Below are 17,002 nucleotides of genomic sequence, written 5' to 3' on the forward strand. Positions count from 1 at the left end.
GTATGAATGGCACCGCCCATGCAAGGATGACCCGCAAAGGAGGAAATTCCCATGGCCGTAACTGAACCGCGCCTTACTCCGGATCAAGCCGGCGCACGCCCCGATCTGGATCGTCAGAAACCTCTCCTGTCCCGCATCTGGGAAAACCGCTCGTTATATGTAGCTATTTCGCCGTTTTATATTCTGTTTGCCGTCTTCGGACTCTTTCCGATCGGATTTTCATTATATCTTGCCTTCCACAAGTGGGATGGCATCGGCATCATGACCTATAACGGACTGAACAATTTCAAATACATGTTAACCGATGCCGAGTTCTGGCAGGCGGTGGGGAACACCTTTGCCATCTGGATCTACTCGACGATTCCGATGCTCTTCTTTGCCCTGATTATAGCCTTCCTGCTGCATGCACCGTTTGTGAAATTCCGTACCCTCTTCCGCGTCGGCTATTTCCTGCCCAACGTCACGTCCATCGTGGCCGTTGCCATTATTTTCGGGGCCTTGTTTGCCAACAATTACGGCTTCCTCAATTATTTGCTGCAATCGGTCGGCCTTCCGGTCGTGGAATGGCTGAATGCGCCATGGGGCATCAAGGTTGCGATTTCTTCCATGGTCGTCTGGCGCTGGACCGGGTATAATGCCGTCATTTACCTGGCCGGTCTCCAGAGCATTCCCCAAACGCTGTACGAAGCTGCCCGCATTGACGGGGCTTCGGGCGTGCAGTCCTTTTTCCGAATTACGATCCCGATGCTGCGGCCCGTCATTCTGTTCACAGTCATCACGTCGACCATCGGCGGCATGCAGCTGTTTACGGAACCGCAAATTCTGGTGGGCAATGACGGCGGATCAGGCGCTGCCGGAATGACGATCGTGCTTTATTTGTACCGGGAATCGTTCATCAACAACTATTTCGGATACGGCGCTGCCGTCGGGTGGGGCATGTTCCTGATCATCGCGCTGTTCTCGATCGTGAACTGGAAGCTCGTTCAAGGCAAGTCATCCTGATGTGACAAGGAGGAGCGCTCATGGCATCCAAACACCTCAAATCGTTCGTGCTTTATATCGGCTTGGCCGCAGGCATGATCATTTCGATGTTTCCGTTCTACTGGCTGGTCGTCATGTCTACCCGAACCACGTCCGACATTTATGCTTTTCCGCCCAGGCTCTGGTTCGGCGGGGAGCTATGGAACAACATCACCCGGGTGATGCAGCAAATCGACTTCTGGGGAGCTTTTGTAAACACGTTTCTCGTCGCAGCCACGGTCACGCTGCTGGTGCTGTTCTTCGATTCCCTTGCCGGTTTTGCCTTTGCAAAGTTTGAATTCCCCGGCAGAAAGTGGCTCTTCGTTGTGCTGCTCGCCACGATGATGGTACCTTCGCAGCTGTCGCTCGTTCCATCGTTCGTGTTGATGGCTACCTTCGGCTGGGTCGGCTCGTTCAAAGCATTGATCATTCCGGGCATGGTCAACGCCTTCGGCATATTCTGGATCCGGCAGTATGCGACCGAGTCGATTCCAAGCGACCTGCTCGACGCGGGTCGGATCGACGGATGCGGATTCTTCCGACTATACTGGAACGTTGCCCTGCCGATCTTGCGACCTGCCTTTGCTTTCCTCGGCGCCTTCACGTTCATCGGCGTATGGAACGACTATTTGTGGCCGCTTATCGTCCTGACCGACGAACGAAAGTACACGCTGCAGATTGCGTTATCCCAACTGAACGGGCTATACAACACGGACTATGCCATGGTTATCGCCGGCACGCTGCTGGCAGTCATTCCGCTCATCGTCATGTTCCTGTTCATCAGCCGCCAGTTCATCTCGGATATCGCAGCCGGGGCAGTAAAAGATTAATTTAAATTCCAGATACGGGTAATTTTGATCCGTCCCTGAATTCTGATATGCTTGATGGCAGAGTACCCACCAGACGTTTCAGAAAAGAGGGATAGCAACCATGGCTTCTTCACGTTATATGATCGGCGTGGATATCGGCACTACCTCCACCAAGGCCGTCCTGTTCGAACAAAACGGAACGATCGTGGCTCAGGGCAGTGTCGATTATCCGCTATACACGCCTACGCCTGCCATTGCGGAGCAGGATGCGGACGACATTTTCAACGCCGTCTTGGCTTCGGTCAAACAGGCCACCTCCACTGCAGGCATTCAGCCGGGCGAGGTCATGCTGGTGTCATTCAGTTCGGCGATGCACAGCATTTTGCCCGTAGATGAGCATGGCAAGCCGCTAATGCGAGCCATGACATGGGCGGACAACCGTAGCGCCGAATGGACGGAAGCGCTCAAAGCCGATATGAACGGCCACGAAATATATTTGCGGACCGGGACGCCGATTCACCCGATGTCGCCTTTGACCAAAATCATGTGGTTCACCCGGGAAGAGCCCGAGTCGTTCAAACGGACGCACAAACTGGTTTCCATGAAAGAATATGTATTCTACCAGCTGTTCTCCGACTACGTCATCGACCATTCCATGGCATCGGCTACCGGAATGATGAACCTGGAGAAGCTGGATTGGGACGAAGAAGCGCTCCATGTCGCGGGCATTACGCCTGAACACCTGTCCAAGCTCGTGCCGACAACCCATGTGATCAAACAAGGGTTGAATCCGGAACACGCCAAGGCGATGGGAATTGCCGAAACGACTCCTTTCGTGATCGGAGCAAGCGACGGCGTACTCTCCAATCTCGGGGTCAACGCCATCGATCCGGGCGTGGTCGCGGTCACGATCGGCACCAGCGGCGCCATCCGTACGGTCGTGGACAAACCCGTAACCGATCCGAAGGGACGCTTTTTCTGTTACGCACTCACCGAGAATGCATGGGTGATCGGCGGTCCGGTCAACAACGGCGGCGTGATCTTCCGCTGGATTCGCGACGAATTCGCCGCATCGGAGGTGGAGACGGCCAAACGGCTCGGCATCGATCCGTACGAAGTGCTTACCCGGGTTGCCGAAAACGTGCCTCTGGGTTCCGAAGGCTTGCTGTTCCACCCTTACATGACGGGAGAACGCGCCCCACTCTGGAATCCGAATGCGCGCGGCTCCTTCTTCGGCCTGACGCTGCATCACAAAAAGGAGCATATGATCCGCGCGGCGCTCGAAGGCGTGCTCTTCAACCTGTACACGGTGATGTTGGCCATCGAGGAAAAAATCGGACGCCCCGCCAAAATCCAGGCTACGGGCGGCTTTGCACGCTCCGAGCTGTGGCGGCAGATGATGGCCGACATCTTCGATCAGGATGTCATCATTCCGGAAAGCATCGAGAGCTCCTGCCTGGGCGCAGCCGTACTCGGCCTGTATGCGCTGGGCCGCATCGATTCGCTGAGCGCCGTATCGGGCATGATCGGTTCGACCCACCGGCACAAGCCGGACCCGGACAGCGTGCGTGTCTACCGCGAGCTGCTGCCGATCTTCATCCGCATCTCGCGCAAATTCGATGAAGAGTACGCGGACATCGCCGCTTTCCAGAACAAGGCTGCACGGCAATAAGCATCGCCTGATCACAGCAACGGCAGCGTTCCCGTGATCAGGGCGTAGAATCCGGCAGCCCTCCGGTATCGGGAGGGTTGTCGGTTTTCTTTTTTCTATGGTATCTCATCTCGCTTGGAGACCTTATTCTATATATGATGGGAGAATGGATTTCATGGACAAAAAAGCACTCAAAATATTGCAAAGTTTCTTCTGGGGAAACGGTGGATGGAAATCGCCGCAGACTCCTTTTACGGGGGAAGACTTCGAGTATGCCAGAAGCAAAGGCGTCATGTTCGACCCTCTCACCATTTCGCATGATGAAATCGTTCAGCGGCTGCACTCCATGCACCAGGAACACAACATCAAGGAACAGGCGGCCATCGCATTTCTGCACAGCCTGTCCACGCGAAAAGTACACCTTCGCAGCGCGCTCTCCAGTTGGGCCCTGACGGCGCCTTTGCCGCTGCATACCTACGGCGAGCGTCCGGCGCTTCACGCCAATTCCAGCGCATGTGGAGACTGCAACTTCCAACGGCTGCGTTCCGATCGCGAGTACGTCGCTCAGGACTTGAACGTCCTGAATTTTGAACGCATACGGTGGGGCGGGGTGCGCCATGATCTGCTGTTATACTGCCTGATGGATTTGGAGCTGCTGTTAACTGACGAAGATACCTATGAAGTAACCGATGCCGATATCGCCATCCTGCGCGGCATGCTGGAAACGATATATGCCTGTGAGCCTGGTGAGGGTGCTCGCAAGCTGGAGAAGCGGTGGAAAACCATCTTCCCGTCCAACCAATATGAGCGCGATGCCATTCTGGAAATTTGGAGCGCAGCCGGCATTTTAGCCGAGACAGATACACCGCGCATCGGAAGAGGTGGTTCAAGCGATTTCCGTTTTGCCTCGACCTGGCAAGGGAATGACCGGTACAGTGAAGAAGCTGTGAAATCGTATTTCGGAGCCTGGCTTTCCTGAACTTACCACGATGGCGACAAGAGCTTCCGGGCAATAATGACAATAATGACATCGACAGACTTCCTGCCGAACTCGTATAATAGGGGAAATATGGAGATGGGAGTGAAACAAGCAAAGTTATGTTATATTTAGCTGCATTTCTGTTGTCATTTGCTGTCGTGGTTCTGCTCATTCCTCCGCTTGGGCGTCTTGCCCACCGTCTTGATTTCGTGGACAAGCCCCGCGAGGACGTGGAGCGCAAACTCCACAGGCAGCCCATTCCGCTGACGGCAAGCTATGCGATATTTACAGGATTTTTTCTTACATATATTTTGTTCACCAAACAGTTGTCTATGGAAACGGCCGCCCTGTTCGTCGGCGGGATGCTGCTTCTGACGATCGGCACCATCGACGATTGGTATAAAACGAAGGGCAAGGACTTTCCAGCGCTGCCCAAAATGATTATCCAGATTTCCGCGGCGGTGCTCGTTTTTGCCTCAGGCATCGCTTTTACGGGATTCGTTAATCCGCTGACGTCCGAGTATATCATGCTCCCGGTCTGGCTGCAGTTCATCCTGACCATTCTATGGATTTTCGGCGTAACTACCGTCATTAACTTTTCCGACGGTATGGACGGGCTGGCTGGCGGACTTTCGGCCATTTCTGCGGTCACGCTGTTCGTCGTAGCGCTGGCGAAAGGACAGGCTGATTCAGCCCTGATGTCCATCGTACTGGTAGGCGTCACGGTTGGTTATCTGAAATACAACAAGCCGCCTGCGAAAGTCTTCATGGGTGATGCGGGTGCAACCTTCCTAGGTTTCATCCTGGCAGTCATCGCTCTTGACGGAGCATTCAAGCAAGCAACGATGCTGTCGCTCTTTATTCCGATCCTTGCGCTTGGCGTACCGATCTTTGACAACATCTTTGTCGTGGTCAAACGTTTCCTGCAAGGAAAAGCGATCTACCAGGCCGATGCCAGCCAAGCCCACTATCGTCTGCTTCGGGCAGGCTTGAGCCATAAACAGGTCGTAGGCGTGCTCTATCTGATCAGCACATGCCTTTGCCTTTCATCGATCATTCTGCTGCTCGTCGAGCGATAGAAGATGTCCATCCCGGCGTCTGCCAGACTTTGCAATATTCAGTCGATGTTAGAGCGTGTGGCTTGGCAACCTGAAGCATGCAGAAAGGAACGATTCCCGCAGGGAATCGTTCCTTTTGGCTTTCATATGAACTTGTCGCTGCACCCACCGCCTTCTTCAGTTTACATCAGGCCGTTTTGAATGACGTTGTTGCTGCCGCTGCGACCAGACCTTCCATACAGCCGCTGCACGGTTTCTACGAACAATTTCGTCGCACTGGATGCTTCGGCAAACGAAGGCAAGGCCAGGTCTACCTCACGGTAGATTTTAGGCTCCAGCTTAATGGCCTTCAGTCCTGCCGGCAGCCCGGCGAGCAGCATGGTCGGCAGCAATGCCACGCCGAGCCCCTCCTGAACCATGTTCAGGCAAGCGTTGACGTTATGGACCGTGAAACTGACGTTCAGTCCTGCCTTGCTGCGCCGGAAGATGTCATAGATCGGCACCTCGTAACCGCCGTTGCAGATAATGAAAGCCACGCCTTCAAGCTGGCGGATAGACAGTACGGTTTCGCTTGCCAGCGCATGGTCATCTCTGCACACAAGCTGCATCTCTTCTTCAAGCAGCGGAATGCTCTCGAATTCCCCCTGCTCCGATGCAATAATCAGGCCGACATCGATTTCGCGTTGGTCCAGCCACTCCCTAATGTCGTTTACCGTTCCTTCACGCAAGTCGAATTCAATGCCCGGGTAACGTTCGCGAATGTCGCGAATGACGCGTGGCAGCAGGTGCGTAGACGTCATTGGGAACGATCCGATGCGAATCTTGCCGATTTCCAACCCTTTCTCGGCAGCGACCAATTGTTCCATCTGTTCAAACTGCTTCAAAATGACGCGGCTCTGGACAAGCAGGCGGCTGCCGATATCGGTCAGCATCAGTCCTTGGCGGCGGTCGCGGATCATCAGCCTGACGCCCAGCTCGTTCTCCAATGCGGAGATGGACCGGCTGACGGCAGGTTGCGTGATGTTCAGCTTTTCCCCGGCCCGGGTGAAGCTGCCGGTTTCGGCTACTTGAACGAATAATTCCAATTGTGCTCTATTCATAACAATATGGTTATACTCCTTATGAATAACATGCATTTCAATCATGGGTGTTTATATTGTACCATGTAGTATACAGTATCATCCATCAGGACGATACATCGTGACTTCATGCGTCCGTGTCAGGTGCAATTAAGGAAAGGAGGGATTCACATGCAGCTTTCCCGTTTCAAAACGAACGTATATCTCGGCATTCTTGTCCTCCTGTGGGGCTGGAACTGGCCGCTCACGAAGTATGGGTTAATCTTTATGCCTCCGCTTCTGTTTGCAGGCTTCCGCCTGCTGATCGGGGGCGTCATTCTCGTGCTCATCGCCCTTCCGCGGCTGCGCATGCTGCGGCTAAAGGAGAACTGGCCCGTGTATGCCCTGTCCGCACTACTGAACATCGTGTTTTACTACGGTTTTCAGACCGTTGGTTTGGCCCATGCGCCGGCAGGCCTGTTCTCCTCCATCGTTTTCCTGCAGCCCGTGCTGATTGGCATTGGAGCCTGGCTATGGCTGGGCGAGTCGATGAATGCCATCAAAATCGTCGGACTGGTGCTCGGCTTCGCAGGGGTCGCCACGATCAGCATCGGAGGCATCACGGGCAACGTCTCGGCAGCGGGCATCGCGTTGGCGCTGGCCTCTGCCATTAGCTGGGCCCTCGGCGCGATTTATATGAAAAAAAATGCGGCTCGCGTCGACGGGCTATGGATGACGGCAACGTCGGTATTGGCCGGAGGCATCGTGTTGACGGCTACGGGAAGCATCACTGAGAGCTGGGCCTCGGTGCGCTGGACGATTCCGTTCATGCTGGACACATTGTTCATTGCACTGCTGGTCATCGCGCTGGGATGGTTGCTGTATTTCAAACTGCTCGGCTCCGGCGAAGCCAGCAAGGTCGGTTCGTTCACCTTCCTGATTCCGCTGGTCTCCATCCTGACCAGCGTGCTCATGTTCGGCGAGAGCGTCAGCCTGAATCTGATTGCCGGCCTGGTCCTGATTTTGTTCAGCATCGTGCTGGTTAATCGCCGCACAGCAGGACCGCAAACGGCTAAATCCTCAGCTTCATAAAAGCATCACCGCGTTGCTATAAAAAAATTTTTAGCCAAACTTGGGCTAAAAAGATAGGGATTCCCTCTCACATCTGGTATAATAGCAAAAAATTTCAGTAACTTGAGGGGATGACTATGGAATTTATTAGCACACGGGGAAATGTCGGCGGCATCGGTTTTGTGGACTCCATTTTGATGGGGCTTGCCGACGACGGCGGCCTGCTCGTACCGACGGCCATACCACAATTATCATCCGAAACACTTCAATCCTGGCAGTCGCTCAGCTATCAGGAGCTCGCTACGGAAGTGTTCTCGCTATACATTGGTGACGACATTCCGAAGGACGACCTTCGGAGACTGGTAGACGACAGCTATGGCACGTTCCGTCATCCGGAAGTAACGCCAGTGCGGCACTTGCAAGACAACGAATACGTGTTGGAACTGTTCCATGGGCCTACATTTGCCTTCAAGGACGTTGCTCTGCAATTCCTTGGCAACCTGTACGCTTACGTCTCCCGCAAACGCGACATCAAAGTCAACATACTCGGCGCTACTTCGGGTGATACCGGCGCTTCCGCCATTGAAGGCGTAAGCGGCAAGGAAGGCATCCGGATCTGTATCCTGCATCCGCACGGCAAAGTCAGCAAAGTGCAGGAGCTGCAAATGACGACCGTTCACAGCGACAATGTGCTCAACCTGTCCGTGGACGGCAACTTCGACGACTGCCAGCGCATTATCAAGGAACTGTTCGCAGACGTTGATTTCAAGCATCGTTATCACTTGCGTGCCATCAATTCCATTAACATCGCCCGTATTTTGGCACAAACCGTGTATTATTTCTACGCATACTTCCGTCTGAACAAGGCGAACGGAGCTACGATTAACTTTAGTGTGCCGACAGGCAATTTCGGCGACATTTTCGCGGGTTACCTGGCTAAACGGATGGGACTGCCGATCGGCAAACTCATCCTGGCTACGAATGAAAACAACATTCTGGAACGCTTCGTCAGCGAAGGCGTCTATCAGCCTGGCGCATTCCGCAGCACGCATAGCCCGTCGATGGACATTCAGGTGGCAAGCAACTTCGAGCGTTACCTGTACTATCTGTACCAAGAGGATGCCTCCGCGGTTGTTGCGCTGATGGACCAATTCAAAAACGAAGGCAAAGTGGTCATCCCTGAGGACAAACTGGCCATCGTTCAGCGCGATTTTGCGGCTTATGGCGTTAAAAATCAGGAGTGCCTCGATAAAATCGCCGAAATTCATGCCGGCACGGGCTACCTGCTTGACCCGCATACTTCTTGCGGCGTTGTGGCCGCCGAGCATTGCGGCAGCCGGGATGAAATCAACGTGACCTTGGCCACTGCTCATCCGGCTAAATTCAACGAATCGATTGCACTCGTGAACATCGAGCAGGAGTACCCTGAGCAGATTCAGGCCTTGTTCGAGAAGCCGCAGTATCAAACGACCGTTGGCAATTCCAATGAGGAAATCGCCCAACAATTGGAGAAGTTTTTCTGATTCGATCCCATTGCAAAAACAGGCCGGCGCGAATATCCCACCGTATTCGCTGATCCCGGTACAAGCAAAGCCCGCATTCCATAAAGGAAGCGGGCTTTGCTGCGTTTTTGCGTCATTAAAGGGACTTCAAGAAGGCTTCACAAAAAGGCTTCATGCAGATCATCGCTTATATCTTCCGATTGAAAAGCGGCTCGGGCTTTTGCCAGGTCTGTGCCCAAGGCTCCCGTTTAGCGTTTCCCGTCCATCCCGGTCGATCCAGTTCCACCAAGCGACGATATCGTTCTTCCTTCGCCAGCAGCTGTTCGTGAGAGCCCCGCATCGCAATTCGCCCGTTCTCCATAAAGATCAGCTCATCCATCTGTTCGGCGCCCATCAGGTGATGGGTCACCCAGATCATCGTTTTGCCCTGCATGCTTTCCAGCATCGTGCGCATCAGCGCGCGTTCCGTCATCGGATCAAGCCCTACCGTCGGTTCGTCGAGGATGACAACGGGCGTATCACGAAGCAGAACCCGCGCCAGCGCGATCCGTTGCCGCTCACCACCCGAGAATCGTTGGCCCGTCTCCAGCATCGGCGTTTCGTAACCCAGGGGCAGCGACTGAATGAGGTCGGCAAGCCCTACTTGGGCTGCAACGCGGCGCAGTTGTTCGTCTGTCGCGTCCGGACGGCCGATCCGCAAATTGTTCGCAACCGTCGTATCAAACAGATGCGGATGCTGGTTTAATATGGAAATCACCTCAGGCAGGCTCTCGCCGAGGGACTGTACAGGCTGTTCGTTGAATAACACTTTTCCGGCGGATGGTTCAAGCGCGCCTTGAATAAGTTTAAGCAGCGTCGATTTGCCGCCGCCGCTCCGCCCAAGGATCGCCAGTCGCTTGCCTTGCGGCAGATGAAGCGTGAGTTCATGCACCGCGTCCTCGTCATCCTGGCCGTAGCGAAAGCTGACGCGGTCCAGGCGGATATCCGCTTTGTGCTTCGGATGAATCCGGATGCGGATGCGATGGTTAGACAGCCGTTCCAGGCTTGGCTCGGCAGGATTCGGCGACATGCGCTCCAGGCGGGGCTCGGCTTCCTTCTGCTGCCCTTGTTCGCCCTCGGTACCTTCCAACCGCCGCAAGCGGTCCAGCGATTCCCGATACCTCGGGATATGCTGGACCGCTTCGGACACGGGCAGTACCGCTTCCGCAAGCGGAAACACGACCAGCGCAAAGGCCGCGATCATCACTGCCGGGACATGCCCGGCAAAGGCTTGTCCGCCTGCCCAGATGGTGACGGAGCAGACCGTCAGGCCGATAACGCACTGGGCAAGCAGGTCGCGCCAGCGCGTCCATTGCTGCAATTTGCCGCGAACCTCATCGGCCCGCCCTTCCTCCGCCTCCTGCTGCAGGACGAATTCGCGTACGCGTCCACTGGCCATCCAGTCGCCCAGTCCCAATACGCCGTCCGTTAAGCGGGTGTACAGGTTGGCGTTTTCCCGTTTCATCCGCACATGCAGCTTCCATGTCATCTTAAGGGACAAGGCGGGCAGGATGCCTACCAAAACCAGCAGATACAGACCGATCCAAAGCGCGAATCCCGGGTCCATGCTGCCAAACGCCGCCACGGCTGCCGCATAGAGAATCAGCGAGGTAACCGCCGGGAATACGGTGCGCAGGTAGATGTCCTGCAGCCGTTCCACATCATCCGCCAATGCGCCCAGTACATCCCCGGCCCGCATGCGGGAACGCAGGAACAAGGCTTGCGGTTCAAGGATGCGGTACAGTTTCACGCGTTGCTCGGCAAGCACGCGCAATACCGCATCATGACCGGCGAGACGTTCGGCATACCGGAATACCGCCCGAAAGATGCCGAATGCACGCACGCCTACAATCGGCACATACACCATCAAGATGTTTTCCGGACGAAGGGCAGACTTGGAGATCAGATAGCCGGAGGTGAACAGCAGCATAACCGCGCACAGCGCAGCAAGCGTGCCGAGCGCTATAACGAGCACGAAGCGCCAGCGATGCCGGAACGCATGGGGAGCAATCCAGCCACGCCGTGGCGCTTTGCCTTCCATTGCCTCCCCTTCATATCTACCTTGCATGTTACACCGCCTCCATCTGAGCCTGAACCATCTCATAATATACGCCTTTTTGGGCCAGCAATTGTTCATGCGTTCCCGTCTCGGCCACGGTGCCGTTCTCCATGACGATAATGCGATCCATATGCGGCATCCAATGCAGTCGGTGGGTCGCCAGAAACACCAGTTTTTCCTTGAACAATGGCAGCATTGTCGATTTCAGCTCGTATTCCGTCTCGACATCGAGATGTGCTGTTGGCTCATCCAGCAAAAGCACAGGGCGTTTGCTAATTAAAGCCCGTGCCAGCGCCACGCGCTGCTCCTGCCCGCCGCTAAGCTGTCTGCCCCCGGCTCCAATCAGCTCGTCGATTCCCCTTGGCAAGGTCGAAACCAGATGGCTTAATCCGGCAGCCTGAATGGCGCTCCACACCTCTTCATTTGAAGCGTCGGGCCTATAAAAACGCACGTTGTCTGCCAGACTGCCGCTGAAAATATGCGGATGCTGCGGAATGGCCGCCGTCTGCCGCCTCCAGGCCTCTGTCATCTCCAGAGACAACGGGCGGCCGTTGTACAGCATCTGCCCGGAAGTCGGCAGCACGAAACCTCCCAGCACGTCAACGAGGGTGGATTTGCCCGCCCCGCTCGCGCCGATGATTCCGACCTTGCCCATGCCGGTAACCTGGAAAGTCACGTCCTTCAAGGATGTTGGTCCACCGTCCTGATGGCTGACCTGTACATCCCTTAATGCCAACCTGCTGGCTGTATCCCATACCGGCAATGCCGCATCCCCTTCATCCATAGTGTCAGATGCCGGCTGATGGTTTAATGCGTAGATATAAGCCTCCTTCTGCTTCTGCTCGGCAGATTCCCCCTTCAAGATCATGTCGCGAATCGCTTCTCCGGCCTCTTTGCCGTCCAGCGTTGCATGATAATCCGCTCCCAGCATGCGCACAGGCAAAAAGTACTCGGGTGCCAAAATAAGCACCGTCAGCGCCGGAGCCAACAGTATGCTTCCTTCTGTCAGGCGCAGCCCAAGGCTGACCGCCACCGAAGCGACCGACAGCATCGTGAAGAAATCCAGCGCGAACGAAGACAGGAACGCCATCCGCAGCGTAGACATCGTCGCTTTGCGGTAGCGCTCGCTCACCCGCATGATCGTCCCGGCGTGCCTGCCGCTTTGTCCAAGCGTTTTAAGCGTCTCCAGGCCGCGGAGCGTATCCACGAAATGGTTTGCCAGCGCCTTGTAGGACTTGAACTGCAAGTCGATTTTCCGCTGCGCCGCCAAACCGAGCAGAATGAGAAAACCGATCAGGATGGGCAGCGTTACGGCCAGAATCATCCCGGACATCACATCCAGCTTGAACACATACAACAATATGACCAATGGAACAAGTCCCATGCCCAGCATGCGGGGGATAAACAGCTCCAAATACGTTTTGTACTGCGTTGTCCCTTCCCGCGCCAGCGTGACCAAATGGCCCGTTCCTTCCGTCTTGGCAAAACGCGGCCCGAGCCGGAACCATTGCTCCACCATCTGCCTGCGCAAGTCGGTTCCCGTCTTCTCTGCATATCGCGACACGATCAACTGCAACCAGAAGGAGATCGCGTAACGGGCGGCAAATGCGGCCAGGAACAGCAGCAGTACAGGATACTGCGACGATACGGCAGCACCTTCAAATAAAGCGGTGATGGCCTGGGCCAGCCATTTGGCCTGCATGATGATGGCCATGGCCTGCAGCAGCACCAACGCCGATGCTAGTGCCAGCACAGGGCGCACGCCCGGCAGCTTCAGCAACCCCCTTCCCATCTCAGTACTCCAGGTGATGCTGCTCGTTCAAGCGTTTGCGGAAAATGTAATAGCTCCAGATCTGATATCCCAGCACAAACGGCAGCAGCGTGCAGGCAACGATGGTCATGACCTTCAAGGAATAAGCGCCCGACGATGCATTATGTACCGTGAGGTTGAACGCTTCTCCTAACGAACTGATCATGACTCTAGGGAACAATCCGACAAACACGGAGGCAAACAAAATCGCAATGACGGCACCCGTCATGCCGAAAGCCCATCCCTCGCGCTGCTGCCGCACAAAATAGGCAGCGGCGGCGAGGGCAGCGGCACCAAGCGCCACCAGAATCCAAAGCGCCCATCCGCGGACGTCAAACATGTCCGTCATGAAATAGGTCAATGCGGCATAAAGCGCAAGAACGACTGCCAGCGGCAGCATCAGTTTGCGGGCCATGTGCAGCGCGCGTTCCCGGAGCGGTCCGACCGTGCGGAGCGAAGCAAACAACAGACCGTGCACCAGGCATAGCATCGTTACGGCAAGTCCGCCTACCACGGTGTACGGGTTTACGATATCCAGGAAACCTGCCCGAAGCTGCATGTCACCGTCAATCGGCAATCCCTTCATCAGCGTTGCGAATACTACGCCGAACAGGAACGGCAGCAGGGCGCTGGAGACAACAATGATAATGTCCCATGTCTTGCGCCAGCGCTGGTGTTTCATCTTGCTGCGGAATTCAAACGCCACTCCCCGTCCGATCAGGGCAAGCAGCACCACGACCAGCGGCAGGTAAAATCCGCTGAACAAGGTCGCATACCAGTGCGGGAAAGCGGCAAACATCGCACCGCCCGCCGTCAGCAGCCACACCTCGTTCCCATCCCAGAACGGTCCGATCGAATTGATCATCGTCCGTCGTTCCCGGTCTGTCCGCGCGATCAGTCCTGTCGACATGCCCACGCCGAAATCAAAGCCTTCCAGAAAGAAAAAGCCGATAAACAACACGGCAATCAGCACAAACCACAGTTCACTTAGTGACAACTGAATAACCCCCATCCATGCCGAACGGATCGGCCGATTCATCCTGTTCCTCCGATTGGTCGACCGCGTAAGGCCCTGCTTTGATTTTGCGAACGAACAGGTAGACCATCACGATGCCGAGAATCGTATAGGCTGCCGTAAAAGCAATCGTCGAGAACAAAATCTGTCCTGCCGTCACATTGGGCGATACCCCGGCTTCCGTCGTCATGTAACCGAAGACCGTCCACGGCTGCCGGCCCACCTCGGTCATGATCCAGCCGGCCGTGTTGGCGATAAACGGCAACGAAATCGCAAAAATCATCGATTTCATGAACCAAGGGCGGGCACCTTCCAGTTTCCGGCGAAGTGCCAGGTAACAGCCGTACAGCGCAAGCAGGATCATCAACCCGCCTGCAGCAATCATGATGCGGAAGCTCCAGAACGTCGTGCGCACAGGCGGAATGTAATCGCCAGGTCCGTACTTCTGTTCATACTCGGCCTGCAGCTCCTTCATACCCGTTACGCTGCCGGAAAACTTGCTGTAAGACAGGTAACTCAGCAGCCCGGGAATTTTGAGTTCGCCCGAGTTTTCCTGCTTGTCCGGATCGATAAAGGCAACCACTGTCCATGGGGCAGGATCATCCGTCGTCGTCCACGTTCCTTCGCTGGCAGCCATCTTCATCGGCTGTGTTTCGACCAGGTACTGCGCCTGGAAGTGACCGGAGAATGCTACCCCGATCGAAGAAACCAGCGCCACGACGATGCCGATATGGAACGATCTGCGGAACACGTCCACATCCTGCTTTTTCATCAGCTTAAACGCACTGATCCCGGTCACGACAAAAGCTCCTGTCATCAAAGCCCCGAAGATCGTATGCGGGAATTCGACCAGCAGCTGCCCATTGGTAATCAAGGCGAAGAAATCGTTCATCTCGGCCCGGCCGTTGTTGATCGTGAATCCGACAGGATGCTGCATGAAGGAATTCGCCGCCAAAATCCACAGCGCGGACAGGAACGTACCGGTAAACACCAGCCAGATGCAGGCCAGATGCACCTTTTTGGACAAGCGCTCCCACCCGAAAATCCATAATCCGATAAACGTCGATTCCATGAAAAATGCCAGCAATGCTTCAATGGCGAGCGGTGCGCCGAACACGTCGCCCACAAAGCGGGAATACTCGGACCAGTTCATGCCGAACTGGAATTCCTGCAGAATGCCCGTAACTACCCCGACGGCGAAATTGATCAGGAACAGCTTGCCCCAAAATTTGGCCATCGTCTTGTAAATTTCCTTGCCTTTGACGACGTACAACGTCTCCATGATTGCGACCAGCAGCACCAAACCGATGGACAGCGGCACAAAGAAAAAGTGGAAGATCGTCGTAAGCGCATATTGGATACGCGATAGCATAATCGGATCCATAACTTACCCCTTCTTTCTGTTCACATGCAAAATTTTCGCGTTTGGCATCGGTTTGTCTCCTTTGCCTCACCCTGCCAAACACGTCCTAATGAACGTTATTGTGCCAGATCGCTAAATTTGCACATGTGACAATTATCACAAACTTTGGCATGTCCACAAAAAAAAGTGATGGCGGTCACACAATTTATAAAAATTTAATCTTGGATATCAGGAAATCGAACCGGCTGATTACCCGTTGCACCCCATAACAGTCGCTGCAGCACAACCCCAACCAACCCAATGAGAAACGTTGCTGCCCCAATGTAGACAAAGGTCAAACCAGGGCCGGCAGCCTGAATCAGAACACCTCCTGCAAGCGGGGCAGCGACTAGCACGATGCTCGACATGGAATTCTGAATGCCGAATACTCTGCCCACCATGTCCGGCGGGCTTTCCTTTTGCAGCAAATAATTCATGGTCACCATGGACAAGCCGTTGCCGAGACCGATGCATATTCCCCAGAAGATGATCCACCCTTCATGCGTAGACGGTTCCAGCCAGCCAAGTCCGGCGATCCCCGCACCGATCAACAGAAAACCTCCCCCAAGCCCCCAACCGTAACTAATGCGTGACAAACGATTGAGCACCATGATGATGGCTACGGCACCTGCGCCTGCGGAAGCTCCGAGCCAGCCGACCAGCACCTCGTTGTCCGGCTTGATGCTTCGAAAGAGGGTGGCGAATTGATAATCGATCATAAGAATGGCCAACAGTCCTGTGCAGCCAAACCAAATCGTCCGGAATACCGCCGGTTTGCTGCGCAAAAAAATCCATCCTTCCTTCCACTGCGTTATCCACGATGCCTGCCGTGTTTGATCGTTCCCAGCCGCTTGGTCGACATCCGTAGACTTCTCCTCCTCCGTCAAACGCCTTAACGGCCACAAGACCATCCCTGAAAGCAGGCGGCTGCAGGCATTGACGACAATGCAGGTTTGCGGCGAAAATGCCGCCAAAATCACGGCACCGAGCAATGGCCCTGCCACCTTGGAGCATTGGGCAACAAAGCCGTTCATCGAGGTGGCCTGCAGCAGGTGTTTTTCCGGTACGACTTGGCGTGTCAATGCCTGCTGTGCAGGAATGTGGAACACGCCCATCATCGCTCTCGCACCGAGCAATGGGAGCAGCCAGCCCGGCCCTGGCGCGAACAGAATGCCCACGGTCAGCAGCACGTTCGCCGCATCGCAAATCAGCATGATGTTCACCTTCGGCCACCGGTCGGCCAGCGTGCCTGCAATCGAACCGAACAGGATGCCCGGAATGGCCATGCATACGGGAACCAGAGCAATAATCAGCGGATCTGCTCCCCAGCGGTAAGCAATCATGACCTGGATGGCGAGTGCGTCGAACCAGTCGCCGAACGTGGCCAGTGCGTAGGCCAGGAACAACCGCACGAATCGTATATTTTTCCACAAGCTGCCTTGGGGTGCCGACGCCGATGAATGGGCGGCATGCTTTTCTTCAGGTATTGTTGTCATGTTAGTCTCCTCCTGATCCAGTCCAGCAGCCTG

At 55.1% G+C, this 17,002-nt stretch carries 13 protein-coding genes; 7 read left to right on the forward strand and 6 right to left on the reverse strand.

Annotated features, from left to right (window positions below):
• The first annotated feature begins 51 nt into the window (after positions 1-51).
• The 5 genes from SNR34_RS29405 (at position 52) to SNR34_RS29425 (ending at position 5,538) form a co-directional block, all read left to right on the forward strand.
• Positions 52-1,002 (forward strand): carbohydrate ABC transporter permease, encoded by a 951-nt coding sequence (locus tag SNR34_RS29405; RefSeq protein ID WP_236413282.1) that lies wholly within the window; start codon positions 52-54, stop codon positions 1,000-1,002.
• Between the two features lie 20 nt (positions 1,003-1,022).
• Complete coding sequence (locus SNR34_RS29410) at positions 1,023-1,850, forward strand: carbohydrate ABC transporter permease (RefSeq protein WP_339275131.1); 828 nt, start codon at positions 1,023-1,025, stop codon at positions 1,848-1,850.
• Between the two features lie 100 nt (positions 1,851-1,950).
• A complete protein-coding gene (gene gntK, locus SNR34_RS29415) occupies positions 1,951-3,501 on the forward strand; it encodes a gluconokinase (RefSeq protein WP_486180769.1) in 1,551 nt (516 codons plus the stop codon).
• A 154-nt stretch (positions 3,502-3,655) separates the two neighbouring features.
• A complete protein-coding gene (locus tag SNR34_RS29420) occupies positions 3,656-4,459 on the forward strand; it encodes a hypothetical protein (RefSeq protein WP_486180770.1) in 804 nt (267 codons plus the stop codon).
• A gap of 119 nt (positions 4,460-4,578) precedes the next feature.
• A complete protein-coding gene (locus tag SNR34_RS29425; RefSeq protein WP_343261817.1) occupies positions 4,579-5,538 on the forward strand; it encodes an MraY family glycosyltransferase in 960 nt (319 codons plus the stop codon).
• A 161-nt stretch (positions 5,539-5,699) separates the two neighbouring features.
• On the opposite strand, the gene SNR34_RS29430 is transcribed toward SNR34_RS29425, so the two are convergent.
• Complete coding sequence (locus tag SNR34_RS29430; protein WP_486180771.1) at positions 5,700-6,617, reverse strand: LysR family transcriptional regulator; 918 nt, start codon at positions 6,615-6,617, stop codon at positions 5,700-5,702.
• Between the two features lie 150 nt (positions 6,618-6,767).
• Between SNR34_RS29430 and SNR34_RS29435 the strand changes: the two genes are divergently transcribed.
• Together SNR34_RS29435 and thrC are read left to right on the forward strand one after the other, a co-directional pair.
• Positions 6,768-7,667, forward strand: a complete 900-nt coding sequence (locus SNR34_RS29435; RefSeq protein WP_339275137.1) for a DMT family transporter — start codon at positions 6,768-6,770, stop codon at positions 7,665-7,667.
• Positions 7,668-7,783: 116 nt separating this feature from the next.
• Positions 7,784-9,169, forward strand: a complete 1,386-nt coding sequence (thrC, locus tag SNR34_RS29440; protein ID WP_486180772.1) for a threonine synthase — start codon at positions 7,784-7,786, stop codon at positions 9,167-9,169.
• A gap of 166 nt (positions 9,170-9,335) precedes the next feature.
• Here thrC and cydC read toward each other — a convergent pair whose 3' ends face one another.
• The 5 genes from cydC to SNR34_RS29465 form a co-directional block, all read right to left on the reverse strand.
• Complete coding sequence (gene cydC, locus SNR34_RS29445; RefSeq protein ID WP_486180773.1) at positions 9,336-11,255, reverse strand: thiol reductant ABC exporter subunit CydC; 1,920 nt, start codon at positions 11,253-11,255, stop codon at positions 9,336-9,338.
• Between the two features lies 1 nt (position 11,256).
• Entirely contained in the window at positions 11,257-13,038 is a 1,782-nt protein-coding gene (cydD, locus tag SNR34_RS29450; RefSeq protein ID WP_486180774.1) for a thiol reductant ABC exporter subunit CydD, read from the reverse strand.
• Between the two features lies 1 nt (position 13,039).
• Complete coding sequence (cydB, locus tag SNR34_RS29455) at positions 13,040-14,095, reverse strand: cytochrome d ubiquinol oxidase subunit II (protein ID WP_339275142.1); 1,056 nt, start codon at positions 14,093-14,095, stop codon at positions 13,040-13,042.
• Positions 14,040-15,455 carry a cytochrome ubiquinol oxidase subunit I gene (locus SNR34_RS29460; protein WP_486180775.1) on the reverse strand — a complete coding sequence of 472 codons (1,416 nt, stop codon included), beginning with the start codon at positions 15,453-15,455 and terminating at the stop codon, positions 14,040-14,042. Before SNR34_RS29460 ends, cydB begins: the two co-directional genes overlap by 56 nt.
• 194 nt (positions 15,456-15,649) lie before the next feature.
• Positions 15,650-16,969 (reverse strand): MFS transporter, encoded by a 1,320-nt coding sequence (locus SNR34_RS29465; protein ID WP_486180776.1) that lies wholly within the window; start codon positions 16,967-16,969, stop codon positions 15,650-15,652.
• Positions 16,970-17,002 lie beyond the last annotated feature (33 nt).

This window comes from Paenibacillus sp. XP01 (assembly GCF_057364885.1).

Excerpts from the sequence above, each read along its gene's own strand:
- SNR34_RS29405 (WP_236413282.1), top strand. The coding sequence starts at position 52 with ATGGCCGTAACTGAACCGCGCCTTACTCCGGATCAAGCCGGCGCACGC.
- SNR34_RS29410 (WP_339275131.1), top strand. The coding sequence starts at position 1,023 with ATGGCATCCAAACACCTCAAATCGTTCGTGCTTTATATCGGCTTGGCC.
- gntK (WP_486180769.1), top strand. The coding sequence starts at position 1,951 with ATGGCTTCTTCACGTTATATGATCGGCGTGGATATCGGCACTACCTCC.
- SNR34_RS29420 (WP_486180770.1), top strand. The coding sequence starts at position 3,656 with ATGGACAAAAAAGCACTCAAAATATTGCAAAGTTTCTTCTGGGGAAAC.
- SNR34_RS29425 (WP_343261817.1), top strand. The coding sequence starts at position 4,579 with ATGTTATATTTAGCTGCATTTCTGTTGTCATTTGCTGTCGTGGTTCTG.
- SNR34_RS29430 (WP_486180771.1), bottom strand. The coding sequence starts at position 6,617 with ATGAATAGAGCACAATTGGAATTATTCGTTCAAGTAGCCGAAACCGGC.
- SNR34_RS29435 (WP_339275137.1), top strand. The coding sequence starts at position 6,768 with ATGCAGCTTTCCCGTTTCAAAACGAACGTATATCTCGGCATTCTTGTC.
- thrC (WP_486180772.1), top strand. The coding sequence starts at position 7,784 with ATGGAATTTATTAGCACACGGGGAAATGTCGGCGGCATCGGTTTTGTG.
- cydC (WP_486180773.1), bottom strand. The coding sequence starts at position 11,255 with ATGCAAGGTAGATATGAAGGGGAGGCAATGGAAGGCAAAGCGCCACGG.
- cydD (WP_486180774.1), bottom strand. The coding sequence starts at position 13,038 with ATGGGAAGGGGGTTGCTGAAGCTGCCGGGCGTGCGCCCTGTGCTGGCA.
- cydB (WP_339275142.1), bottom strand. The coding sequence starts at position 14,095 with ATGAATCGGCCGATCCGTTCGGCATGGATGGGGGTTATTCAGTTGTCA.
- SNR34_RS29460 (WP_486180775.1), bottom strand. The coding sequence starts at position 15,455 with ATGGATCCGATTATGCTATCGCGTATCCAATATGCGCTTACGACGATC.
- SNR34_RS29465 (WP_486180776.1), bottom strand. The coding sequence starts at position 16,969 with ATGACAACAATACCTGAAGAAAAGCATGCCGCCCATTCATCGGCGTCG.